General features: G+C 64.7%; 26 protein-coding genes and 1 tRNA gene. 20 read left to right on the top strand and 7 right to left on the bottom strand.

The features are described 5' to 3' along the window. The first annotated feature begins 56 nt into the window (after window positions 1–56). The 3 genes from QF038_RS10280 to QF038_RS10270 all read left to right on the top strand — a co-directional run bounded on the left by QF038_RS10280 (window position 57) and on the right by QF038_RS10270 (window position 2,465). Window positions 57–1,199 carry a glycosyltransferase family 9 protein gene (locus QF038_RS10280; RefSeq protein ID WP_307610050.1) on the top strand — a complete coding sequence of 381 codons (1,143 nt, stop codon included), beginning with the start codon at window positions 57–59 and terminating at the stop codon, window positions 1,197–1,199. Next, window positions 1,196–2,167, top strand: a complete 972-nt coding sequence (locus tag QF038_RS10275; protein ID WP_307610049.1) for a glycosyltransferase family 9 protein — start codon at window positions 1,196–1,198, stop codon at window positions 2,165–2,167. Before QF038_RS10280 ends, QF038_RS10275 begins: the two co-directional genes overlap by 4 nt. Window positions 2,168–2,240: 73 nt before the next feature. Next, window positions 2,241–2,465 carry a hypothetical protein gene (locus QF038_RS10270; protein ID WP_307610048.1) on the top strand — a complete coding sequence of 75 codons (225 nt, stop codon included), beginning with the start codon at window positions 2,241–2,243 and terminating at the stop codon, window positions 2,463–2,465. A gap of 12 nt (window positions 2,466–2,477) precedes the next feature. Here the strand turns inward: QF038_RS10270 and QF038_RS10265 are convergent, their stop codons facing one another. Beyond that, complete coding sequence (locus QF038_RS10265; protein ID WP_307610047.1) at window positions 2,478–3,143, bottom strand: SGNH/GDSL hydrolase family protein; 666 nt, start codon at window positions 3,141–3,143, stop codon at window positions 2,478–2,480. A 351-nt stretch (window positions 3,144–3,494) separates the two neighbouring features. Here QF038_RS10265 and QF038_RS10260 point away from each other — a divergent pair, with 351 nt between their 5' ends. Next, window positions 3,495–3,767 carry a hypothetical protein gene (locus QF038_RS10260; RefSeq protein ID WP_307610046.1) on the top strand — a complete coding sequence of 91 codons (273 nt, stop codon included), beginning with the start codon at window positions 3,495–3,497 and terminating at the stop codon, window positions 3,765–3,767. A gap of 62 nt (window positions 3,768–3,829) precedes the next feature. Here the strand turns inward: QF038_RS10260 and QF038_RS10255 are convergent, their stop codons facing one another. The 3 genes from QF038_RS10255 to QF038_RS10245 form a co-directional block, all read right to left on the bottom strand. Beyond that, window positions 3,830–4,000 carry a hypothetical protein gene (locus QF038_RS10255; RefSeq protein ID WP_161799570.1) on the bottom strand — a complete coding sequence of 57 codons (171 nt, stop codon included), beginning with the start codon at window positions 3,998–4,000 and terminating at the stop codon, window positions 3,830–3,832. Then, entirely contained in the window at window positions 3,997–4,443 is a 447-nt protein-coding gene (locus tag QF038_RS10250) for a hypothetical protein (RefSeq protein WP_307610045.1), read from the bottom strand. The genes QF038_RS10255 and QF038_RS10250 overlap by 4 nt, the downstream gene beginning before the upstream one ends. Window positions 4,444–4,633: 190 nt before the next feature. After that, window positions 4,634–4,716, bottom strand: a tRNA-Leu gene (locus tag QF038_RS10245). A 169-nt stretch (window positions 4,717–4,885) separates the two neighbouring features. Here QF038_RS10245 and QF038_RS10240 point away from each other — a divergent pair. Together QF038_RS10240 and QF038_RS10235 are read left to right on the top strand one after the other, a co-directional pair. Continuing rightward, window positions 4,886–6,190, top strand: a complete 1,305-nt coding sequence (locus tag QF038_RS10240; RefSeq protein WP_091418871.1) for a M20/M25/M40 family metallo-hydrolase — start codon at window positions 4,886–4,888, stop codon at window positions 6,188–6,190. Between the two features lie 10 nt (window positions 6,191–6,200). Then, complete coding sequence (locus QF038_RS10235; RefSeq protein ID WP_307610044.1) at window positions 6,201–7,361, top strand: acyl-CoA dehydrogenase family protein; 1,161 nt, start codon at window positions 6,201–6,203, stop codon at window positions 7,359–7,361. A gap of 32 nt (window positions 7,362–7,393) precedes the next feature. Here QF038_RS10235 and QF038_RS10230 read toward each other — a convergent pair whose 3' ends face one another. After that, window positions 7,394–7,627 (bottom strand): DUF5703 family protein, encoded by a 234-nt coding sequence (locus tag QF038_RS10230; protein WP_050055262.1) that lies wholly within the window; start codon window positions 7,625–7,627, stop codon window positions 7,394–7,396. Between the two features lie 40 nt (window positions 7,628–7,667). Here QF038_RS10230 and QF038_RS10225 point away from each other — a divergent pair, with 40 nt between their 5' ends. Then, window positions 7,668–7,940, top strand: a complete 273-nt coding sequence (locus QF038_RS10225; RefSeq protein ID WP_307610043.1) for a hypothetical protein — start codon at window positions 7,668–7,670, stop codon at window positions 7,938–7,940. Between the two features lie 27 nt (window positions 7,941–7,967). On the opposite strand, the gene QF038_RS10220 is transcribed toward QF038_RS10225, so the two are convergent. Next, window positions 7,968–8,903 carry an aldo/keto reductase gene (locus QF038_RS10220; RefSeq protein ID WP_307610042.1) on the bottom strand — a complete coding sequence of 312 codons (936 nt, stop codon included), beginning with the start codon at window positions 8,901–8,903 and terminating at the stop codon, window positions 7,968–7,970. Window positions 8,904–8,954: 51 nt separating this feature from the next. Between QF038_RS10220 and QF038_RS10215 the strand changes: the two genes are divergently transcribed. Both QF038_RS10215 and mshC read left to right on the top strand, forming a co-directional pair. Then, a complete protein-coding gene (locus QF038_RS10215) occupies window positions 8,955–9,788 on the top strand; it encodes an undecaprenyl-diphosphate phosphatase (protein ID WP_307610041.1) in 834 nt (277 codons plus the stop codon). A gap of 15 nt (window positions 9,789–9,803) precedes the next feature. Further along, window positions 9,804–11,081 carry a cysteine--1-D-myo-inosityl 2-amino-2-deoxy-alpha-D-glucopyranoside ligase gene (gene mshC / locus QF038_RS10210; RefSeq protein WP_307610040.1) on the top strand — a complete coding sequence of 426 codons (1,278 nt, stop codon included), beginning with the start codon at window positions 9,804–9,806 and terminating at the stop codon, window positions 11,079–11,081. A 72-nt stretch (window positions 11,082–11,153) separates the two neighbouring features. Here the strand turns inward: mshC and QF038_RS10205 are convergent, their stop codons facing one another. Continuing rightward, window positions 11,154–12,059 carry a PAC2 family protein gene (locus tag QF038_RS10205; RefSeq protein ID WP_142058814.1) on the bottom strand — a complete coding sequence of 302 codons (906 nt, stop codon included), beginning with the start codon at window positions 12,057–12,059 and terminating at the stop codon, window positions 11,154–11,156. Between the two features lie 150 nt (window positions 12,060–12,209). On the opposite strand from QF038_RS10205, the gene QF038_RS10200 reads away from it, so the two are divergent. From QF038_RS10200 to QF038_RS10150, 11 genes are all read left to right on the top strand, one after another. Further along, window positions 12,210–12,986, top strand: coding sequence for an HAD family phosphatase (locus QF038_RS10200; protein WP_307610039.1), 777 nt, complete (start codon window positions 12,210–12,212; stop codon window positions 12,984–12,986). Beyond that, window positions 12,979–14,145 (top strand): site-2 protease family protein, encoded by a 1,167-nt coding sequence (locus tag QF038_RS10195; protein WP_307610038.1) that lies wholly within the window; start codon window positions 12,979–12,981, stop codon window positions 14,143–14,145. The genes QF038_RS10200 and QF038_RS10195 overlap by 8 nt, the downstream gene beginning before the upstream one ends. A 96-nt stretch (window positions 14,146–14,241) precedes the next feature. Further along, window positions 14,242–15,294, top strand: coding sequence for a tRNA (adenine-N1)-methyltransferase (locus QF038_RS10190; protein ID WP_307610037.1), 1,053 nt, complete (start codon window positions 14,242–14,244; stop codon window positions 15,292–15,294). 94 nt (window positions 15,295–15,388) lie between these two features. After that, the gene (gene arc / locus QF038_RS10185) at window positions 15,389–17,140 is read left to right on the top strand and encodes a proteasome ATPase (protein ID WP_091418888.1); all 1,752 of its coding nucleotides are present in this window, start codon (window positions 15,389–15,391) and stop codon (window positions 17,138–17,140) included. Further along, entirely contained in the window at window positions 17,137–18,810 is a 1,674-nt protein-coding gene (gene dop / locus QF038_RS10180; RefSeq protein ID WP_307610036.1) for a depupylase/deamidase Dop, read from the top strand. The genes arc and dop overlap by 4 nt, the downstream gene beginning before the upstream one ends. A gap of 84 nt (window positions 18,811–18,894) precedes the next feature. Further along, window positions 18,895–19,098 (top strand): ubiquitin-like protein Pup, encoded by a 204-nt coding sequence (locus QF038_RS10175; RefSeq protein ID WP_050055252.1) that lies wholly within the window; start codon window positions 18,895–18,897, stop codon window positions 19,096–19,098. An 80-nt stretch (window positions 19,099–19,178) separates the two neighbouring features. Further along, entirely contained in the window at window positions 19,179–20,000 is an 822-nt protein-coding gene (prcB, locus tag QF038_RS10170) for a proteasome subunit beta (RefSeq protein WP_307610035.1), read from the top strand. Window positions 20,001–20,002: 2 nt separating this feature from the next. Next, window positions 20,003–20,713 carry a proteasome subunit alpha gene (gene prcA / locus QF038_RS10165; protein WP_091418895.1) on the top strand — a complete coding sequence of 237 codons (711 nt, stop codon included), beginning with the start codon at window positions 20,003–20,005 and terminating at the stop codon, window positions 20,711–20,713. Between the two features lie 8 nt (window positions 20,714–20,721). Then, a complete protein-coding gene (pafA, locus tag QF038_RS10160; protein ID WP_091418897.1) occupies window positions 20,722–22,086 on the top strand; it encodes a Pup--protein ligase in 1,365 nt (454 codons plus the stop codon). A gap of 113 nt (window positions 22,087–22,199) precedes the next feature. Then, window positions 22,200–23,162, top strand: a complete 963-nt coding sequence (locus QF038_RS10155) for an FKBP-type peptidyl-prolyl cis-trans isomerase (RefSeq protein WP_307610034.1) — start codon at window positions 22,200–22,202, stop codon at window positions 23,160–23,162. Window positions 23,163–23,239: 77 nt separating this feature from the next. Then, window positions 23,240–23,635: an FKBP-type peptidyl-prolyl cis-trans isomerase gene (locus QF038_RS10150; RefSeq protein WP_091418899.1), complete on the top strand. Its 396-nt coding sequence runs from the start codon at window positions 23,240–23,242 to the stop codon at window positions 23,633–23,635. Window positions 23,636–23,642 lie beyond the last annotated feature (7 nt).

Below are 23,642 nucleotides of genomic sequence, written 5' to 3'. Positions count from 1 at the left end.
GGGCAGGGGAGGCCGCAGGAAAAGGAGCGGCCCCGGCTTGAGTCGAAGGGGTATATGTGGAGCAGCTGACTGCAGAATTCGGTGGTGCCGGACGGGCCGGTATGGGTGTTGGCCCCGTCCTTGAGAAGTTCGATGCAGTGTACAGGATTGCGGTCCTGCGCGGCGGCGGGCTGGGTGACCTCATTTTTGCCATCCCCGCCATGGCCGCGCTGAAAGCGGCTTATCCGGAGGCTTCCATAACGCTTCTTGGCACTCCGGCACACAAGGCACTGATAGGTGCGACGAAAAGCCCGGTGGACGAAGTCTGTGTCCTGCCTTTTTCCGAAGGCGTCCGGCCCGGCGAGGAAAACGAGGAAGAACTGGACCGGTTTTTCCAGGAAATGCGTGCGCGCCGCTTCGACCTGGCGGTCCAGCTCCACGGCGGGGGACGGTACTCGAACCCTTTCCTGCTCCGGCTGGGCGCCCGGCACACGGTGGGAACCCGCACACCGGATGCGGCGAGCCTGGAGCGAACAGTTCCGTACCTCTACTACCAGCATGAACCGCTGCGGGCCCTTGAAGTGGCGGGTTTCGCCGGCGCGTTTCCGGTTGACCTTGAGGCCCGGCTCGCGCCGGCCGAAGGGCTGGGTGCCTTATCCGGAACGGCCGACGACGGTAGCCAGCCTTTGGTGGTGATGCATCCCGGCGCTACCGATCCCCGCCGTCGTTGGCCCGTTGAGCGGTTCGCCGAATTGGCTGCGGCCTGCGCCGCAGACGGATTTAAGGTGGTCGTTGTGGGGGACAAGAGCGAGCGGGAACTTGGCGGGCGCATCGTGGAACTGGCCGATTCCGGACAAGTCCGGTCCGTCGCAGGAGAGCTGGACATGGCAGGGCTGGTGGCGCTCATGGCCAGGGCAGCGGTGGTGGTGGGAAATGACAGCGGCCCGCGGCACCTGGCGCAGGCCCTTGGTGTGCCCACGGTGGGAATCTTTTGGGCTGGCAATGTCATCAACGCCGGGGCGCTTGGCAGGAGCCTTCACCGCCTCCACGCCTCCTGGGTGACTGCCTGCCCGACATGCGGGATTGATGTCACACAGGTGGGCTGGACGGCACCACGATGCCCGCATGACGATTCCGTGGTGGCCGGAGTGGCCGTTCGCGATGTGCATGAGGACGTCCGCAGCCTGGCGGAAACAGACCTGGGCGGGCTGGGCGTATGAGGAACCCGGGAACTGGACCGGCTGTGGCGTCCAATGGAGTGCAGGATGGCAAGCCTGAGCTCCTGGTCCTCCGGGCGCTCAAACTCGGGGACCTGCTCGTCGCGGTTCCGGCACTCAAGGCCCTCCGGAGGACATTCCCGGAGCACAGGCTGCGGTATGCGGCCCAGGGATGGTTGTCCGAGGCACTGGGCCTGGTGGGTGGCTATGAGCTTTTCCCCACCCACGGCCTTGATGAGCCGTTGGCCATGGAACCCGGCGTAGTGGATGTGGCCGTGAACCTGCACGGCAGCGGGCCGGAGAGCCAGGACAGGATCGAGGCCCTGCAGGCCAGGCAGACAATAGGGCACCGGAGCCAGTACCGGGATGGCCCGCCCTGGCGCGCGGAACTGCACGAAAGGGAACGCTGGGTCAGGCTCCTGGAGTGGCACGGCATCGAAGCTGATCCCTTGGATATCCACCTGAATCGACCCCATGTGCCCAGCCCGGTTCCTGCCGCCACCGTTCTGCACGTGGGAGCGGCCTACGGCAGCCGCCTCTGGCCCGCCGACCGCTTCGCGGCAGTCGCCTCCACTCTCGCCGCAGCGGGGCACAACGTCGTCTTCACGGGCGGGAGCGGCGAACGGGAGCGTGCCTTGGACGTCTGCCGCCGGTCCGGTCTTGCAGAGGACGTGGTGCTGGCGGGGCGGCTGGGGCTGGCCGAATTTGCAGCCACCATCGCAGCAGCACGCCTTGTGATCTCGGCGGATACCGGAGCGGCCCACCTGGCATCCGCGTACGGGACTCCGTCAGTGGTGCTGTTTGGCCCGGCTCCACCCGAAATCTGGGGTCCGCCCCCGGGGCCGCATGTGGTGCTGACGCGTGCCGAGCTGAGGCGTGGCGACACCTTCGCGGACCAACCCGACCCCGCATTGCTGGCGGTTACCGTCCAGGACGTCCTCGCGGCGGCGCGGGAGTTGGGTGTGCTGTAGGAAAGCCAGCGTCACGCCAGCCTGGCATGTACGGGCCCTCTTGTTTGGGGCAGGGAACCCCTAAAATGAGGCTATGGGCATTGAGTTCGGGATTGCCTTGGTGTTGTTCACCGCCTTGCTCTGGGTCGTGGTCACTTTCACAATCCTGTCCGGCATTGACCGGCCGGAGCGGAAGGCCCGGCGCCAGGAACGGAGAGCGGACCGGGCCGAAAAGCGCAGGATCAGGTACCGTCCGGTGGCTGGCGGGTCCCGGCTTGCACAGCGAGGCAAGCATCCGCGCATCCTGCACCCTCATTGATGCCGGCAACGGTCATTGCGCTATGACAACGGAATGCGGGCCGGCGTGGGCAAGCCGGACCAGTGTGGCGATGGCCTGCGCTATCTTGTGTCCGCCCTGGGCCGACGGCTCGATGGGGTTCGCATAGTCCGCGTCCTGGCTGCAGATGAGCCGCAGGTCTATCAGTGCTGCTCCCCGCGAGAAGGCAGCCCTGGTGATGGAATCGTTGAAAAGGGCCAGCGCCGCCTTGATGACCTTCTGGTTCGGCTCGGAGGAAGGTGTGTCGTAGATGGTGCATACCGCCGTCGGCAGTCCCTGCGCCACGACGGCAGACAGCATGGCCCGGTAGTCGGCGTGGAACCTGTCCCTTGCCGCACCCAGCAGGAGCAGCGCCCCGGCAAGTGAGGCGGGTTGCTCCTGCAACAGCGGGGCGTAGCCGAGCGCGTCGTTTCCACCGGCGCTCACCACGAGGTGGCTCGCATCTGCAGGCAGGCGGGCAAGCTGGCGCACGACGCCGGTGATGACGTCCCCGTCGATCGCCAGGAGGGAGCATTTCCAGCCTGGCAGTTCCCGCCGCAGCTGGGTGACCACGTCCGGGCCGCCATTAACGTAGGCGCCGTTGTCGAAGATGGAATCACCCAGCAGCACCACGTGGCCCGGTTTCCGGCCCTGACCGTCCGCATTATTCATGGATGCCATGTTCCACCCTTGACTGAACATGGGCCACCTGCAGTACGGCCGGCCTAGCCGCCGTGCCGGGCAGCCAGGAGGGTCCTCATTGCCACCGTCTGCATGGTGCTGGCTGATGGCCGGGGCCACATGCCCAACGTCCGTTCTACGGCGCCGTGGTCAGCTGGCGACCTGTCGAGCGAGCCTTACAGGGCGCTTCTGATGTAGGTTCTCCAGTCCGGAGGCAAGGAGTTCGACGGCGGGATCCGGCTTGTCACCCGACTCCCGCCGTCGCTTTGTGCGTACCGGCGGGCGGCGCGGTGCTTGCCGGAACGGGAAAACGCGGGACACTGGAAGCCTCCACGACGAAAGCGGACCACCTTGATCAAGCTCCAGCAGGACGCCGACGGTTTCATCCGGATGAACCGGCACTTCCCGGAGAATCTCAATATCACCGTCATCTTCGCCGATGGCGCTACCGAAGAGTTCCCGGGCCGCCGGCTCAACCGGGCCTACGACGACGCTTTGGCTGAATACCGCGCCCAGAACCACCTCGATGCCAAAGGCTTCCAGCGGTCACCCCGGAAGAAAACGGGCTCGGGGAACAAGATCGAGTTTGTGCGCGTCCACCCTGGAATGGGCCAGCAGGGATAGTTCAAGCTCAAGAAGGCAAGGAACGCAGCGGCACGAAGAACTCCTCCAGGAGGCCGTCTACGTTACAGCGGGCGCTTGGCGATTTTCTTGACCCATGCGGGGGACTCGAGGCCTTGCTTCTTATCAGTTGAGAGTCGAAGACGGGCGGCTCTAACGATGACGCGTTCCTGTGCGGGGGAGACGTAAGGTTTCTGCTCGCCGTCGGACGTTTTCTTTTCCGCTACTGCACTCATCGATCCTCCTTCAGGTCCTCGTCCACTTCATTGTCCGGCAACGGAGGCAACAGGTCCAGTGTGGCCTCTCCGTTGGCCAGTGGACGCGTCCAGGCTTCCGCAATGATTTGAGCCTCTTCCGGCCCGGCGAGATTGCTGGTGCTGAGCAGCTCCAGCACAGCGAGGCCGATGTCTTGTTTTTCGGGTTTGTTGTCCACCGAGGCTTCCAGGGCCCACTGGGCCCTGCGCCACCATTCGGAACGGCTGTCCGCTTCGGCTTTTTGCCGCAGGGCCCGATCGTCCGCGATGGTCCGCTGCCGAAGTGTATTCCAGCCAATAAAGGCGGCCAGCAAGGCGCCGAGCACCACGGCCAGCGGACCCAGTGCGGCAACGATCTGCCACCACTCGGCCGGTCCGCTGTCCAAAGTGACATGGACGGGGCCTGGCGACGGTGTGCTGTTCACTCATCCAGCCTAAAGGCCACCTCAGACAGCCCCTGGGACTCTGCATTCGAGGGTGCGCCGTGGCGTCCGGCGTCACCTCCGTTAAAGGAGTGGCGGATCTCACTCCAGCTGTGAGTGCAGAGCCAAAGTGCAGATAGTGAAGACACAAAGAAGCCCCGGAAAATCACTGATTTTCCGGGGCTTCCGTTTGTGCGCGGAGGGGGACTTGAACCCCCACCCCCTTTCGAGGACTAGCACCTCAAGCTAGCGCGTCTGCCATTCCGCCACCCGCGCAGGTGGTATTCCGGGAACCGATTCCGCCTTTCAGCGTTTCGCGTCTCTCCGAAGCAGCGAGAAAAACTCTAACACGACTTTCCGGGAACAACGAATCGGGCCACATAGGTAGGCTGAGGGCAGCGAACCAGCGCATGCCCACCCGTCATTCCCAGTGAGGAGCTTTCATATGCCTGATGTCCTGCCCGAGGATGAAGTTGTCCGGATCTGCCAGGAGCTCATCCGGATAGACACCTCAAACTACGGCGACGGGTCCGGGCCGGGGGAGCGGGCAGCAGCTGAGTATGCAGCCGGGCTCATCGAAGAGGTCGGCCTGGAGGCCGAGATCTTTGAGTCTGCTCCCGGGCGGGCGAACGTGGTGACCAGGATGGCCGGCGAGGACCCCTCCGCCAGCGCCCTGGTGGTGCACGGCCACCTCGACGTGGTGCCCGCGCTCCGGGACCAGTGGTCCGTGGACCCGTTCGGGGCCGAACTGAAGGACGGGCTCATCTGGGGCCGCGGCGCCGTCGACATGAAGGACATGGACGCCATGATCCTTTCGGTCCTGCGGAGCTTCGCCAGGACGGGCAAAAAGCCCAAGCGGGACATCATCTTCGCCTTCTTCGCGGATGAGGAAGCCGGCGGGGCTTTGGGCGCACGGTACGCAGTGGACAAGCGCCCGGAACTCTTCGAGGGCGCCACGGAGGCCATCTCCGAAGTGGGTGGCTTCTCGGCAACCATCGGCGGCCAGCGCACCTACCTTCTCCAGACCGCGGAAAAGGGCATCTCCTGGCTGCGCCTGGTGGCGCACGGCCGGGCCGGCCACGGCTCCCAGATCAACACGGACAACGCCGTCACCCGCCTGGCGGCAGCGGTAACGCGGATCGGCGAATACAAGTGGCCCATCGAACTGACCCCCACCACCCGGCAGTTCCTGGACGGCGTGACCGAACTCACGGGCGTGGAGTTCGACGCCGACAATCCGGACCTCCTGCTGGACCAACTGGGAACGGTGGCACGTTTCGTGGGAGCCACCCTGCAGAACACCACCAACCCCACGCTGCTCAAAGGCGGCTACAAGCACAACGTCATCCCGGAATCAGCTGAGGCACTCATCGACTGCCGCACCCTGCCGGGCCAGCAGGAGCACGTCCTGGAAATCGTGCGGGAACTCGCGGGAACCGGGGTGGACGTCAGCTACGTCCATAACGACGTGTCCCTTGAGGTCCCGTTCGCCGGCAACCTGGTGGACTCCATGATTGACGCCCTGCATTCGGAAGACCCGGGCGCGAAGGTCCTGCCGTACACGCTCTCCGGCGGCACGGACAACAAGTCCCTCAGCCGGCTCGGTATCACCGGCTACGGCTTCGCACCGCTGATGCTCCCGGACGAACTGGATTTCACGGGCATGTTCCACGGCGTGGACGAGCGCGTCCCTGCGGACTCACTCAAGTTCGGGGCCAGGGTACTCAACACCCTGCTCACCAACTACTGAGCAGGTGCACATGACCCCGGAAGACATCCTGCCCGACGAACTGCTGGAGCGGATCCGCGGCCGGGCCGCCGGATACGACCGGGACAACGCCTTCTTCCACGAGGACCTGCAGGAGCTTGTGGAGGCCGGATACCTGAAGCTTTTTGTCCCCGCGGACGACGGCGGGAAGGGCCTTGGTCTCGCGGCGGCGGCGCAGTGCCAGCGAAGGCTGGCAACGGCTGCCCCCGCCACCGCCCTGGCGGTGAACATGCACCTGGTGTGGACCGGCGTCGCGCAGGTCCTCGCCGCACGCGGGGACGCTTCCCTTGATTTCGTGCTCAACGAAGCGGCCGCAGGCGAAGTCTTCGCGTTCGGCAACTCCGAAGCGGGCAACGATTCTGTCCTCTTCGACTCCCGCACGGCGGCCGAGCCGCGTCCCGGCGGCGGCTATGCCTTCACCGGAACCAAGATCTTCACCAGCCTCTCACCGGCCTGGACCAGGCTGGGGATCTTCGGGAAGAACCCGTCCGGCAGGGACGGCGACGGCGAGCTGGTCCACGGGTTCATTACCCGGGAAACGCCGGGCTACCGGATCCTTGACGACTGGGACACGCTCGGGATGCGCGCCAGCCAGTCGGGCACCACTGTCCTGGAGGGCGTTGAAGTCCCGGCAGACCGGATTTTCCGCAAGCTTCCCGTGGGTCCCAACCGGGATCCGCTGATCTTCGCCATCTTCGCGTGCTTCGAAACACTGCTGGCCGCCGTCTACACCGGCGTGGGGGAGCGGGCCCTCACCCTGGGCGTGGAGGCCGTCAAACGGCGTACCTCGTTCAAGAACAACGGACGCAGCTACGCGCAGGACCCGGACATCCGCTGGAAGGTCGCCGAAGCGGCGATGGCCATGGACAACCTCTACCCGCAGCTGGCTTCGGTGACCGCCGACGTCGACAACCTTGCCGACCACGGCCCGCAGTGGTTCCCCAAGCTCGTCGGCCTGAAGGTTAACGCAACGGAAACGGCACGCCGTGTGGTGGACCTGGCCATCCGGGTCAGCGGGGGGTCAAGCTACTTCCGCGGCTCCGAGCTCGAGCGGCTGTACCGGGACGTCCTGGCGGGGATGTTCCACCCGTCCGACGACGAATCGGCCCACAACACGGTGGCCAACGCCTGGCTGGGCCCGCTGGAGGAGTAGGAGGTGGACGGGTCCGCTGGACCTCTTATGTCCTAGACGGTCCGCTGGACCTGCATGACCCGGCGGCGGAGCCAGAACCGCCTCCCGCCGCCCAGGTACAGCTTGCTGCGCTCGAGCTCCCACTTGCCGTATTCGGAATGCTCCACCAGGCGGCGGCGTGCCTCATGCAGTGAATCCACAGGGCTCACCGTCAGTACGAGGTACTCGTACTGCTTCGCATAGTCCCGTTCCCGCTGGACCGAGCTGGTGAGAAATTGTTCCTTCATTTGCTCTCCATTTTCGTCCTTTTCCGGCTAACGTGAAGTCATGAGCATCGATCCGCGTGTCGCGCTTCAGTCCTTGACCACCGCTTTGGAAGAACACCTTATAGCAGCATCGAACCGCCGCGGAGATGGAGATCCCTCCGTAGAGGCGGCGTTTTTTGCTGTTGCCGATGCCTTCGAAGTCTATGAGGACGCCCTCTACGAGGCCTACAACGAGGTCACCCCGCTCCAGGTCTTTGATGACGAGGACGAAGAGGATGAAGAGAGCGTCGTCGATGACGAGGACCTGGAAATCGTCGAGGACCGGAACCTCTAAAACAAAAGCCGCACCACGGTCGAAGCCCTAGTTGAGCGCTGAAGCGTCTTCCAGGGCGCAGGCAATCTCCGGCGGCAGCGGTGTCAGCTGCGCATCCAGGATCTCCTTCAGCTGCGCAGGCGTGCGGGGCCCCACTATCGCGGTGGACACCCCGTGCTGCGATAGCAGCCAGCTCAAGGAGACATCCTGCGGGGTCCGCCCCAGCCCCTTCGCTGCCATGCATACGGCGTCAACCGTCCTGGATGCTTTGCCGTCAAGGTAAGGCTCAACGTAACCGGCTGCGGCCGCCGAGGCACCGCGGGAGCCGGTGGGAATACTGCCGCGATACTTGCCGGTGAGCACGCCGCGCCCCAGCGGCGCCCAGGCCATGAGGCCCAACCCGGCATCCTCGATGGCCGGGATAAGCTCCACCTCCGGCGTCCGCTGCAGGAAAGAATATTCAGCCTGTGCAGCCACCAGCGGAAACCCTGCAACGGCCGCTGCCTTGGCAGTCTGCCAGCCGTTGAAATTCGAAACTCCGGCGTAGCGGGCCCGGCCCGTCCGCACCGCGAACTCCAAAGCGGACAGCGTCTCGTCCAACGGCACATTGCTGTCCCACGCCTGCGCGAACCAAACATCAACATAATCGGTGCCAAGCCTGGCCAGACTGGCCTCAAGGCCGCTGAGCATTGCATTACGTGATGTGTCCACGCCCCGCCGGCCATCCGGCGTCGTCATTCCCGCTTTGGTGGAGATGGAAACCTCTGTGCGGGCCACCACGTCGCCCAGCAGGGAACCGATCATCGCCTCAGAGCGCCCGTCGGCGTAGGACGCCGCAGTGTCCACGTGCCGGCCGCCCGCCTTCAGGAAAGTACGCAGCAGTTCCGAAGCGTCCTGTTCGTCCGTCTCGCCGGCCCAGGACATGGTGCCTAGGGAAAGGGCGGAAACTCGCAATCCACTGTTGCCGACGAAACGCTGCTGCATAGCAGCAAGCTTACGGGCAGAACCGGTACTGCCATGCCGTAGGGTCTTAGCGTGAACTGGTTTGAGGCGGCCCTGCTGGGCCTTGTGCAGGGACTGACCGAATTTCTACCTATTTCATCGAGTGCGCACCTGAGAATTGTGGGGCAGTTCCTGCCCAACGCCGCGGATCCCGGCGCAGCTTTCACCGCCATCACCCAGCTCGGAACCGAAACCGCGGTGCTCATTTACTTCTGGCGGGACATTGTCCGGATCGTCAAGGCGTGGGCAGGCTCACTCACCGGAAAAGTATCCCGGCAGGACCCGGACGCCCGGATGGGCTGGCTGGTCATCCTGGGCAGCCTCCCCATCATCGTCCTGGGCCTGCTGTTCCAGGACCAGATCGAATCGGTCCTCCGCAGCATGTGGATCGTGGCCACCATGCTGATTGTGTTCGGCCTGATCCTGGCTGTTGCGGACGCCGTTGGCAAGCAGAAGCGCGACCTGAACCATCTCACGTACAAGCACGGCATCCTCTTTGGCTTCGCGCAGGCCATGGCCCTGATCCCCGGCGTATCCCGGTCCGGCGGCACCATCACCGCCGGCCTCCTGATGGGCTACACCCGTGAAGCCGCCGCGCGCTACTCCTTCCTACTGGCCATTCCGGCCGTTTTTGGCAGCGGACTCTTCCAGCTGTACAAAACAGTGTCCAAAGAAGGCATCACGGGCCCTTACGGCCTGCCGGAAACAGCCCTTGCCACCGTCATCGCCCTCGTGGTGGGCTACGTCATCATCGGCTGGTTCCTGAAATTCGTCTCCACCCGCAGCTACCGCCTGTTTGTCTGGTACCGGATCTTCCTGGGCCTCGCCCTGTACCTGCTTCTCGGTTTCAATGTCATCAGCGCCTAGCACTAGGCTTGGCGTGTGAAATCCTGGATCTCCCGCCCTGTTCCTGACGTGCCCGGCAGCATGCCTGCCATCCGGTTGTTCGACACCGCTTTAGGGCGCGAGGTGGCCTTGGAACCGGACGGGCAGCCGTCCATGTACGTTTGCGGCATCACCCCCTACGACGCCACGCACATGGGGCATGCCGCCAGCTACGTCGCGTTCGACCTCCTGAACCGGGCCTGGCGGGACGCCGGCCACCCCGTGTCCTACGTCCAGAACGTCACGGACGTGGATGATCCGCTGCTGGAACGCGCCACGGCAACCGGTGTGGACTGGCGGGACCTTGCGGCCGGCCAGATCGAGCTCTTCCAGACGGACATGGAGGCGCTGAACGTCCTCGCTCCTGACCACTACATCGGCGCCGTCGAATCCATCTCCCTGATCGTTCCGGAGGTAGAGCGCCTGGTCAGCCTCGGGCTGGCTTACAAGGTGCAGGGCACCAACGGCGAGCCTGACGGCGATGTCTATTACGACGTCGAAGCAGCCGGCAAGCAGTCCGTGTCGCCGGACGCCTGGACCCTGGGTTCGATCTCCGGGCTGGCCGAAAGCGAAATGCTGGAGCTTTTCGCCGAACGCGGCGGGGATCCCGGCCGCTCCGGCAAGCGGCAGGCATTGGACCCGCTGCTGTGGCGCGTGGCGCGCGAAGGCGAGCCGAGCTGGCTTGGCGGCAGCCTCGGAGCCGGGCGTCCAGGCTGGCACATCGAGTGCACCGTGATCGCCCAGAAGTACCTGCCCTCGCCCTTCACCGTGCAGGGCGGCGGCTCCGACCTGATTTTCCCGCACCACGAGATGGGAGCGGGCCACGCCTATTCACTGGCCGGTGTTCCGCTCGCAAAGCACTACGCCCACGCCGGCATGGTGGGGCTGGACGGCGAGAAGATGAGCAAGTCCAAGGGCAACCTGGTCCTGGTCTCTAAGCTCCGGGCGGCAGGGGAGGACCCGGCCGCCATCCGCCTGGCCATCCTCGCCCACCACTACCGTTCGGACTGGTCCTGGACCGAAGAAGGATTCGAAGCCGCGAAAGCAGACCTGGCCGCGTGGCGCCAGGCGCTGGCCCATGCCCCCGCCGGCTCGGCATCCGCCCTGATCACGGAAATGCGCGCAGCCCTGGCTGCCGACCTCAACGCTCCGGAGGCTGTTGCGGCTGTCTCCCGTTGGGCTGAACAGGCGAACGCCGGCGGAACCCCGGCCAGCGGCGAGGACCAGGTATTGGTGCGGGACGCCGTCGACGCCCTCCTCGGCATCCGCCTCTAAAGGAGCTGCCTCCGCACCCGCCCAAGGGCAGGTCCGGAGGCAGGCTGAGGGCCTCCCGCGGGACTGTACCGGCTAGGGCCGGTCCTGGCCCCGCCGTTTGAGGTAGCGTTCGAACTCGCGGGCTATGGACTCGCCGGTTGCTTCGGGAAGATCAGCCGTGTCCTTCGCCTCTTCGAGCTGCCGTACATAGGCTGCGATTTCCGGATCCTCGGTGGCCAGTTCGTCCACGCCGCGCTCCCAGGCGTCGGCTTCCTCCGCCAGTTCGTGCGTGTCCAGCGGCACCTGGAGCAGCTCCTCAATACGGTGGAGGAGTGCCAGCTGTGCCTTCGGTGAAGGAGCCTGTGCAACGTAGTGCGGAACCGCCGCCCACAGCGAGACCGTGGGGATGCCGGCCAGCAGAGAAACCTCGGAGAGGACTCCCACGATTCCCACCGGCCCCTCATACTGTGACGCTTCCAGGTTCATGCGTTCGCGCAGCGGCCCATCGTCGGAGGAGGTACTTACGGGAATGGGCCGGCTGTGCGGAACGTCCGCCAGCAGGGCGCCCACCAGGATGACGTAGTCAACGTTCAGTGCTTCGGCATGGACCAGGAGTTCGGCCGTGTACGCGCGCCATTTATAGGACGGCTCGGTGCCCTGGACGAAGATGACGTCCACGTTGGAATTGGGTGCGCTGGCTTTGTAGATGCGCGTGGAGGGCCACTTGATCTTGCGTTCGCCGGCAGCGTTCCTGCGGATGGTGGGGCGCGTGAACTGGAAATCGTAGTACTCGTCGGCGTCGATGGACGCCACCTTCTTGCCGCCCCAAAGCTTGTTCAGGTACCGCAGCGAGTCGCTTGCGGCCTCGCCGGCATCATTCCAGCCTTCAAAGGCGGCAAGCATCACTGTCACGCGCTGTCCGTCAGGCACAGGCTGCAGGAACCGTTCGCGGGCTGGCCCTGCCCCCGGGTCGGTGGTGTCTCCCTCGAAGCTATTCATTTCTTCACCCTACGTCCAAGGAGCAGGGTGTTGCATTGAATGAAGCGCCGAAAAATGCACTGTTCGCGCCATAAACGGCAGCAACGAGTCCCGTATTCGCCCAAGGCGTAGCCCCAGCTCCCGTTCAGGCTGTCCCCGTAGACTGGATGGATGCGACAGCCAGCCACACCTTCCCCCCTGAGAGCCGTCCTATGGGACATGGACGGCACCATAGTGGACACCGAGCCCTATTGGATCGCAGCCGAGCACGCACTGGTTGAAGCCCACGGCGGAACCTGGTCCCATGAACAGGCCATGCAGCTGGTGGGCCAGTCGCTGACATTCTCGGCCGGCCTCCTCCAGCAGGCCGGCGTTGATCTGGGCATACGGCAGATTATCGACACGCTGACGGCCGAAGTGGTGGCGAGCGTCCGGCAGCAGGTGCCCTGGCGCCCGGGTGCCCGGGAACTGTTGGAAGACCTGCACCAGGCGGGCGTGAGGTGCGCGCTTGTCACGATGTCCGAGGGACCCCTGGCCCGTGAAGTGGTGGCCAGCCTTCCCCGCCCGTACTTCGAGGTGGTGGTCACCGGGGATTCGGTGGCGCAGGGCAAACCGCACCCCGAGGCCTACCTGAAGGCAGTGGAACAGCTCCAGGAATCCGATCCGGACCTTTCCCTGAGGCACTGCGTTGCACTTGAAGATTCAACGCCGGGCGTAGCGGCAGCAGTGGCCTCCGGCGTGGCCACCGTTGCCATTCCCCATATCGTCCCGCTGCCTGAAGACGAACGCTACATCCTTTGGGATTCCCTGGCCGGCCGGTCCCTGGCCGATCTGGAGGACCTGCTCCTGGCCCGTTCCCTCCCAAAGGAATCCACCGGGTACGAGCCTGCCCTGCACGAACCGGCAACACTGGAAGGGGCCGGGGCTCCGGGGGCTGTCCATGACTGAGACGGCTACTCCGGTCCGCCGTGAGGGCATCCCTCTGGGACGGATTGCCGGCGTTCCGGTGGTCCTGGCCTATTCCTGGTTCATCATCGCCGCGTTCACGGTGATTGTTTTCGGGCCGGTCCTTGACCGGAGCAACCCGGCGCTCGGCGCCAGCGCATACGTCGTCGCGTTCGCCTATGCCGTGCTGCTGCTGATCTCGGTCCTGGTCCACGAACTCGCCCATGCCCTGACGGCCAGAATCTACGGCTGGCCCACACAAAAGATTGTGCTCAATCTGTGGGGCGGGCACACCCAGTTCGACAGCTTCACAGCCACTCCGGGACGTTCCGTCCTGGTGGCACTGGCCGGCCCTGCCGCCAACTTTGTCCTGGCCGCCGGCGCCTGGCTGGTGCATGACTCCGACAGTCTGGGCAGTGTCGCTGAGATGCTTATGAACATCTTTATGTGGTCCAACTTCGTCCTTGGCGTCTTCAACGTCCTTCCCGGGCTGCCCCTGGACGGCGGCCGGCTGGTGGAGTCGGTCGTGTGGAAGGCCACCGGCAGCCAGGCCAAGGGCACGGTGGCGGCAGGCTGGGGTGGCCGCCTGATCGTGGTCCTGCTCGGCTACTGGTTCATCCTCCGCCCTCTGCTGGCCGGCGATTCACCCGACTTCGGCAACCTGATGATTACCATCCTGGTGGCCGGATTCCTGTGGATGGGTGCCTCGGCGGCCATTCAGCAGGGAACCCTGCGGGGACGGCTGCACCTGGTCAGTGCGGCAGGATTGTCGACGCCGGCTGTCGGACTGCCAGCCACGGCGTCAGTCCAGGACGCGCTCCGGATGGGAGCGCCGTCATCCACCGCTGTAGTGGTCTGCGGCGGGGACGGGCGCCCGGAGGGCGTTGTGGATCCAGCCGCGCTGCAATCCGTTCCGCCCGCAGCTGCCGGAACCACGCCACTTACTGCGGTGTCCTACGCCCTGGCCGCCGGAGCCTACGTGCCCGAATGGTCGAAAGGGCAGGAACTCCTGCAGTTCCTGTCCCAGCTCGAAGGCCGCGACTACGCCGTCGTTGACCACAACGGCAAGGTGACGGGGCTGCTCTCGCAGGAAGCGGTACTGGCCGCCATTACCGGCAGGCGTCCGCGTCCGGATGGGCACCCGCAGGGCAGGAACCGGTAGAGTTACCTGCCGGCAGTGCATTGCCGCCGCCACAGCCTGACGTCTTCACCGACGTTCGCGCGGGGGCGCAACAGTTTTACAGGAGCGAGGAAAATCATGAGCAGCGAAACTGCCGTCAACGAAGCCGCCGCGGCAGCCCAACCCGGTGTTGGCCCCGGAGCCTCGCAGCCGGTGGGAGCTGCCCGCCGCCGCGGCCCCTTCCGTGAAGGAGAACGCGTCCAGCTGACGGACGAGCGCGGCCGGATGAACACCGTCACCCTTGAACGTGGCGGCGCCTTCCACACCCACCGCGGATTCCTGAACCACGATGACATCATCGGCAAGGTGGACGGCTCCGTTGTGGTGAACAACGTTGGCCAGCAGTACCAGACGCTGCGCCCGCTGCTCTCGGACTTCGTCCTCTCCATGCCCCGCGGCGCTGCCGTTGTCTATCCCAAAGATGCCGGCCAGATCATCACCATGGCGGACATCTTTCCCGGCGCAAGGGTAGTGGAGGCGGGAGTGGGCTCCGGCGCCCTGTCCATCTCACTGCTCAGGGCCGTTGGCGACAACGGGTACCTGCACTCCTTCGAACGGCGTGAAGAATTCGCGGACATCGCCCGCGGAAACGTCGAGACCATCTTCGGCGGCCCCCACCCGGCGTGGCAGATCACCCTTGGTGACTTCCAGGAGGAAGTTGTCCGGACAGAGGAGCCCGGCTCGGTGGACCGTGTGGTCCTGGATATGCTCGCTCCCTGGGAATGCCTGGACGCCGTGGCAACGGTCCTCGCGCCGGGCGGCGTCTGGATCAACTATGTGGCCACCGTCACCCAACTGTCCCGGACAGCCGAGGCCATCCGCGCCGATGGCCGGTTCACCGAACCCGATGCCTGGGAGTCCATGGTTCGCGGCTGGCACCTCGAGGGACTCGCCGTCCGCCCGGATCACCGGATGGTGGCCCACACCGGATTCCTGTTGGTCACACGCCGGCTGGCCGACGGCGTCACGGGCATCTCCGTCAAGCGCCGCCCTTCGAAGACGGACTTCAACGAAGAGGATGTCAATGCCTGGACACCCGGAGCGGTAGGGGAGCGGCTGGTCTCAGACAAGAAGCTCCGGCGCGCCGCCAGGGACGCCATTGCGGGCACGAACGTCGTGGACACGCCTTAGATCAAGATCTAGTCCATATTTCGGGAGTCTCCATCCCTACCTGCCATCTTGGGGCTAAGGTCTTAATAGAAGCGCAGGAAGGGGCTGATACATCATGGAGACGCCAAACCAGGACTCCGGACGTACACCGGCAGAGCAGTCTGCCGCCAACGACCTCTCGGTTGCCGACCGCCAGGTCAACATCCTCCGGGACAAGCTCAGGCACATCGACCGGCAGTTGGCCGCGGCAACGCAGAACAATACCAAGCTGGTCACCATGCTTGAAGCCGCGAAAGCCGAGATTCTCCGGCTGAAGAACGCGTTGGACCAGGAAGGACAACCTCCCTACAGCTTTGGCACCATTCTCCAGCTGAACCCGCGGCGCCAGCCCTCTCCGGGCAACAGCGGGCAGGCTGCCACTGAAGAATCGGTGGACATCTTTAATGCCGGCCGGAAGATGCGGGTGGGCATCAGCCCGCTGGTGAACATCAACCAGCTGGCGGTGGGCCAGGAAGTCCTGCTCAACGAAGCACTGCTCGTCGTGGCCGGGCTTGGCTATGAGCGCGCAGGTGAACTGGCCACCCTGAAGGAAATGCTCGGCGCCGACCGCGTCCTCGTGGTGGGACGGGCCGACGAAGAGCGGGTGGTCCGGCTGTCCGGAGCGCTCCTGGCCGAAAAGCTCCGCGTGGGCGATGCCCTCTCGATCGACTCCAGGACCGGGTACGCGCTGGAGAAAGTGCCCCGGTCCGAGGTGGAGAACCTGGTCCTCGAAGAGGTCCCGGACATCACGTACGAGGATATCGGCGGGCTCGGGCCGCAGATCGAGCAGATCCGCGACGCCGTGGAACTGCCGTTCCTGCACCCTGACCTTTACCGGGAACACGGGCTGAAGGCGCCCAAGGGCATCCTGCTCTACGGCCCTCCCGGCTGCGGGAAGACCCTCATTGCCAAGGCGGTGGCCAATTCGCTGGCCGCCCGCGCGGCAGAGCGCTCGGGAAACGTGGACCTCAAGAGCTACTTCCTGAACATCAAGGGCCCCGAACTCCTGGACAAGTACGTGGGCGAAACCGAACGGCACATCCGCCTCATCTTTTCCCGCGCACGGGAGAAGGCGTCCGACGGCAGCCCCGTCGTGGTGTTTTTCGACGAGATGGATTCGCTGTTCCGCACGCGCGGCACGGGGATTTCCTCCGACGTCGAAACAACCATCGTGCCCCAGCTGCTGAGCGAGATCGACGGCGTTGAGCGGCTGGACAACGTCATCGTCATTGGTGCGTCCAACCGCGAGGACATGATCGACCCCGCCATCCTTCGGCCCGGCCGGCTGGACGTCAAGGTCAAGATCCACCGTCCGGATGCCGAGGCGGCCGCTGACATCTTTAACAAGTACATCACCACGGACCTGCCGTTCCACGAGTCCGACCTCGCCGAGCACAACGGCGACGTCCAGGCCACAGTGGACGCCATGGTCCAGCGCACCGTGGAAGCCATGTACTCCACGGACAAGTCCAATGAATTCCTGGAAGTCACGTACGCCAACGGTGATACCGAAATGCTGTACTTCAAGGACTTCAACTCCGGCGCCGTGGTCCAGAACGTGGTGGACCGGGCCAAGAAGTACGCTATCAAGGACCTCCTCACCACCCACCAGAAGGGGCTTCGGATCGAGCACCTGCTCCGTGCCGTGGTGGACGAATTCCGCGAGCACGAAGATATGCCCAACACCACGAATCCGGACGACTGGGCACGTATCTCGGGCAAGAAGGGCGAGCGGATCACTTACATCCGCACCATCGTCCAGGGCAAGGCGGGCCAGGAGCCAGGAAAGTCGATCGAAACAATGCCAACCACAGGGCAGTATCTATGACGGCAGCGCAGGAACCCGCCGCCGGGGGCGCCCTCCCCGTGGGCGGGGCCATGCGTGTCATGGGAGCAGAAACCGAATACGGCATCCATGCCCCGTCCGCCCCGTCTGCCAACGCCACCATGATGAGCGCCCGCGTAGTGCAGGCGTATGCCCAGGTAACACGCCAGCGTGCCGCCGGCGGGGCGGAAACGCGGTGGGACTATACGGACGAAGAGCCCCTGCACGACGCCCGCGGCTGGACTGTGGACAGGGCCTCCGCGCACCCCAGCCAACTCACTGACCAGCCACCGGTACTGGATGCGGAAGCGGTGGCACTGGCCTACGGCCGGGAGGAGCTGGAGCTCGACGGGCAGGACGAGTCCGGCACGCTCCTCATGAACATGGTCCTCGGCAACGGGGCCAGGCTGTACGTGGACCACGCACACCCCGAGTACTCAAGCCCCGAGGTGACCAACCCGCGGGACGCCGTCACCTGGGACGCGGCGGGAGACCTCGTTGCCCTGGCCACGGTAAGGCGACTGGCGGCAGACCCCGACCTGCCGCCGGTGAACCTGTACAAAAACAACACGGACAATAAGTCCGTGTCCTACGGCTCGCACGAGAACTACCTCATGCCACGGTCGGTACCCTTTGGAGACATCGTCCGGGGCCTGACGCCCTTTTTCGTCAGCCGGCAGATCCTTTGTGGATCCGGCCGGGTAGGGATTGGCCAGGATGCATCCGCCCCGGGTTACCAAATCAGCCAGCGGGCCGACTTCTTCGAAGCCGAAGTGGGCCTGGAAACCACCATCCGGCGTCCCATTATCAACACCAGGGACGAGCCGCACGCGACCGCGGACAAGTACCGGCGCCTGCACGTGATCATTGGCGACGCCAACCTCAGCCAGGTCTCCAACTACCTTAAATTCGGGACCACTTCCCTGGTCCTCAGCCTGATCGAGGCAGGTCTTGCACCGAAGATCGAGGTCCACGAACCCGTCTCCGCCCTACAGGCCATCAGCCACGATACCTCCCTGACCGCCACCGTCCGGCTCATGGACGGCAGGCGGGTTACTGCCATGGACCTGCAATGGATGTACCACGAGGCAGCGGCCAAGCTGGCGCAGGACACCGGCGTGGGCGACGCCCTGGACGGTGACGGGCACACACACGACGTATTGGACCGCTGGGCCATGGTGCTCACCCAGCTGGACAACGACCGGGCGGCTGCCGCCAGCTCCGTGGAATGGGTTGCCAAGCTCTCCCTCCTGGAGGGTTACCGCGACCGCGACGGACTTCAGTGGAACGATGCCAGGCTGGGGCTGATCGACCTCCAATGGGCGGACATCAGGCCCGAGAAAGGCCTCTACTACCGTCTCCTGGCCAGGAACCGCATGGACAGGATCGTCGACGACGCGGCCATAGCAGCGGCGGTGGCAGAGCCGCCGTCGGACACCCGCGCGTTCTTCCGGGGGAAGTGCGTAAGCAGCTTCGGCAAGGACGTGGTGGGGGCCAGCTGGGACTCCGTCATCTTCGACGTCCCGGGCTACGGCAGGCTCCAGCGCGTGCCCACCCGGGAACCGTTGAAAGGAACCAAAGGTTTGACCGGAGCGTTGTTCGAACGCTACCGGGAAGCGGGCCCGTTCCTCGGAGAGCTGCTGGGACACAGCACCGCTCCGCCTGCGGCATAAACCGCGCCGGACGGACCGCTTCGTGGCAGGATGGGCATATCGGAAGATCCGCCGGATCTGACGACAGGAAAGGGAGAGGTAACAATGGCAGGCCAGGAGCAGCAGCAGCCGCAATCGCGCGACACCCAGGTCGACGAGGACATCCCCGAGGCACCCCCGGCGCCGCCCGAAGCACAGGCATCAGCAGCCACCGAAGGCGTCGATGACCTTCTCGACGAAATCGATGGAGTGCTGGAATCCAACGCCGAGGAGTTCGTGCGCGCCTTCGTCCAAAAAGGCGGCCAGTAACCCGGACCGGAGGGTGGCGGAAGCCGCGGCCGGCCGGAATCTGTACCGACGTTGAAGAACTACGTTCAAGGAGTGCATGAGTGCAGGAATCAACCGCCAACCGGGTAGCCGCCAACGCCACCTCGTCCTTCACCGAACATCTGCAACGGGACCGGCCCGAGCTCCTGCCTTATAACAGGGGACTCCAGGCGGCTGCGCCCGGCGCCGCTCCGCTGCAGGTGCCGCATGCCACCACCATCGTCGCGTTGAGCTATGCCGGCGGTGTGCTGATGGCGGGGGACCGGCGGGCCACCATGGGCAACGTGATTGCCAGCAGGCACATTGAAAAAGTCTTCCCCGCGGACCGTTACTCCGTCCTGGGGATCGCCGGCACTGCCGGCATCGCCATAGACCTCACCCGCCTGTTCCAGGTGGAACTCGAACACTACGAGAAGATCGAGGGGACGCTGCTCAGCCTTGAAGGCAAAGCCAACCGGCTGGGAGCAATGATCCGCGGCAATCTGCCCCTGGCCCTGCAGGGGCTCGCCGTAGTGCCGCTCTTCGCCGGCTTCGACACCAGTGCCGGAGTCGGGAGGCTTTTCTCCTACGACGTCACGGGCGGCAGGTACGAAGAGCACGAGCACCATACGGTGGGCTCGGGTTCGGTCTTTGCCCGGGGCGCCCTGAAGAAGCTGTGGCGGCCCAACCTGAACGAGGCCGAAGCCGTCGCCGTCGCCGTCGAAGCCCTCTACGATGCGGCCGACGACGATTCCGCCACCGGCGGCCCGGACACCGTCCGGAAGCTGTGGCCAGTGGTTTACACCGTCGACAGGACGGGTGCGCGGCGGGTGGCAGAGAACGAGCTCGCTGCCGCGGCTACCAACGTCATCGAATCCCGCACCAACGCTGGGCGGGAGGCCTGAGAATGACACAACAGTTTTATGTATCACCTGAGCAGCTGATGAAGGACCGTGCGGATTTCGCACGGAAGGGCATCGCCCGCGGCCGCTCTGTCGCAGTGATCAGCTGCGCGGACGGCATCGCGCTGGTAGCCGAGAACCCCTCGCCATCCCTGCACAAGATCGGCGAAATTTACGACAAAATCGCATTCGCCGCCGTCGGAAAATACAACGAATTCGAAAGCCTCCGGCAGGCCGGCGTGCGGTATGCCGATGTCCGCGGCTATTCCTATGACCGCGAGGACGTCACCGCCCGCGGGCTGGCCAGTGTTTACGCACAAAGCCTGGGCGCCGTGTTCACCGCAGAACAGAAGCCCTTCGAGGTGGAACTGGCAGTAGCGGAGGTAGGTCCCACGCAGGCTGAGGACCATCTCTACCGGCTGACTTTCGATGGTTCCATCGCGGACGAACACCAGTTCGTAGTGATGGGCGGACAGGCGGACAAGGTGTCGTCAGCCATCGATGAGGGCTGGCGCAGTTCGCTCAGCTTTGCCGATGCCCTCCGGCTGGCCATGGCGGCCCTCGTCCCGGCCACCGAGTCTGATGCCCAGCCGAAGGCATTGCCGGCCACGGCGGTGGAAGTTGCCGTCCTGGACAGGCAGTCGGAGAGTTCACGCGGTTCACGGCGCGCTTTCCGCCGGCTTGACGACGCGGATATCACTGCACTGCTGGCCTAGGAGGAACCATGGACAAGAGAATCTTCGGTATCGAAACGGAATTCGGGATTTCGTATTCCAGCCCCGACTCGAGGCCTCTTGCCCCGGAGGAGGTGGCCCGGTACCTCTTCCGCAAAGTGGTCAGCTGGGGCCGGTCATCCAACGTCTTCCTCACAAACGGCTCACGGCTTTACCTGGATGTAGGGTCCCACCCCGAATATGCCACAGCCGAGTGTGACGACCTCGCACAGTTGATCGCCCATGACCGCGCTGGAGAACTGATCCTCGATGACCTGGTGGACGAGGCCCAGGCACGGCTCGCGGCAGAGGGCTTCAACGGCACGGTCTACCTTTTCAAGAACAACACGGACTCGGCAGGGAACTCCTACGGCAGCCACGAGAACTACCTGATTCCGCGCCGCGGGGAATTCTCCAGGCTCGCCGAGATCCTGATTCCCTTCCTGGTTACGCGGCAGCTTATTGCCGGGGCGGGGAAGATCCTCAAGACCCCGCATGGGGCCACCTTCGCCTTTTCCCAGCGCGCGGACCATATCTGGGAAGGGGTGTCATCGGCCACCACACGGTCACGGCCCATCATCAATACCAGGGACGAGCCGCACGCGGACGCCGAGTTCTACCGGCGGCTGCACGTTATTGTCGGCGACTCGAACATGTCCGAAGCCACGGCTCTGATGAAAGTGGGCACGGTGGATCTGGTCCTGCGCATGATCGAGGCCGGGGTGATCATGCGGGACATGCGGATGGAAAACCCCATCCGGAGCATCCGTGAAATCTCCCACGACCTCAGCGGCCGGGCATTGGTCCGGCTAGCCAACGGGCGCCAACTGACGGCATTGGAGATCCAGCAGGAATACCTGACCAAAGTGACGGCGTTCGTCAAAGAGCACGGCGCGCACAACCCGCATGTTCCCTTGATCCTTGACCTGTGGGAGCGGACCCTGAAGGCCATCGAAAGCGGTGACACCCGCGGCATTGACACGGAGATCGACTGGGCCATCAAGAAGAAGCTAATGGACAATTACCGCGAACGCCACGGGCTGGGCCTGGACGCCCCGCGCATAGCCCAGCTGGACCTCACCTACCATGACATTTCCCGCAGCCGGGGTCTGTATTACCTGCTGCAGTCCCGGGGGGCAGTGCGGCGGATCGTGGACGATACCGTCATCAAGGATGCCGTGGACGCACCCCCGCAAACAACGCGGGCGAAACTTCGTGGTGATTTCGTCCGCCGGGCCCAGGAACTGGGCCGGGACTACACCGTGGACTGGGTGCACCTGAAACTGAATGACCGGGCCCACCAGACCATCCTGTGCAAGGATCCGTTCCGCAGTGTCGATGACCGGGTGGACGCTCTTCTGGACTCTATGGGCTGACACTCAGGTTCGGGGGCTATTCTGGATAGGGCCTTTAATCGGGCCCTTCCGCGGTGCTGCCCGCTCAGGTGCGGTTCGCCGCCTCCATCCTGCCCCGACGAAAGTTTTCTTACGTGCGCCGACTACTAGCAATCCTTCTTCCCGCTCTGCTGCTGTTGACCGCCTGCGGCGGTTCTTCGGCAGGGCCGGAACCCACCAGCAAGTCTGCTGGCGAGACTGCGAAGTTCGACTCCCTCAAACTGACTGACAACGGGGACAAAAAGGCCCCTGGCGTGGAATTCGACAAGCCGCTGGAAGTTGCTGATCCCACCATCAAGGTGGTCACCGAGGGCAGCGGCGAACCAGTGAAGGCCAACCAGATCGCCAACATCTCAATCCTCGCCCTGAACGGCAGCGACGGGTCCACGCTGGAGGATACATTCGCCAGCAAGCCCGAACCGCTCGAACTGAACGAGGAACTGAAGACCGGCAGCGAGGTCATCTACAACGCGTTCGTTGGCGCGAAGGTAGGTTCCAGCCTTGCACTGGCTGTGCCCGGCCAGCAGGGCGCAACTGCCCCCAGCCCCTCTGACGGCGCCAGCCCCGCCCCGTCTCCTGCAGCCCAGCCCACGCAGCTGCTGATTATCAAAATTCTTTCTGCAACAGACGTGACCCCTGCACTGGAGAAGCCCGAAGGTGAAACAGTCACCCCGCCCGCAGGCCTGCCCACCGTCACTGAAAAGGACGGCGTCCCCGAGATCTCGGTGGAAGGCGTTGCTGCTCCCACTGCCCTGGTCTCCCAGGACCTGATCAAGGGCACCGGCGCCACGGTTAAGGAAACCGACACCCTGACCGTGAACTACGTCGGGGTCACCCTGGCAGGCGGAACCAAGTTCGACTCCAGCTTTGACCGTGGCGAGCCGGCAACTTTCCCGCTCACCGGCGTGATCAAGGGCTGGACCCAGGGCCTGGCCGGCAAGACCGTGGGCTCCCGCGTCCTGCTGGTCATCCCCAAGGACCTGGCTTACGGCGAGGCAGGCCAGGGCGAGGCCAAGGGCGACCTTGTCTTCGTAGTGGACATCCTCGGAGCCAAGTAGCAACAATGGCAACAGGCCCGGCCTTCGCCGCGGCATCCAACAGCAGCACACCATCTGCCAGACACCTAGGAGCAACCATGTCATTTGGACAACGGGACTTTGACCGCCAGAAGCCCGAGATCGATTTTCCCGAAGGAGATGTCCCCACGGAACTCGTTATCACCGACCTCATTGAGGGGGACGGCCGTGAAGCCCAGGCCGGGGACACCGTCTCAACGCACTATGTGGGCGTCGCCTGGTCCACCGGCGAGGAATTCGACGCTTCCTGGGGCCGCGGCGCTCCGCTGGACTTCAGGGTAGGCGTTGGCCAGGTTATCCAGGGCTGGGACCAGGGCCTGCTGGGCATGAAGGTGGGCGGCCGCCGTCGGCTTGAAATCCCCTCCGAGCTTGCCTACGGTTCCCGTGGCGCCGGTGGAGCCATCAAGCCCAATGAAGCCCTGATCTTCGTGGTTGACCTGGTAGCAGTGCGCTGACCCCAGA

Origin of the sequence: Pseudarthrobacter sp. W1I19 (assembly GCF_030817835.1) — a bacterium.
Lineage (GTDB): Bacteria > Actinomycetota > Actinomycetes > Actinomycetales > Micrococcaceae > Arthrobacter.
Note: the sequence above shows the minus strand (reverse complement) of the source record. Positions and strands in the feature narration are given on the sequence as shown.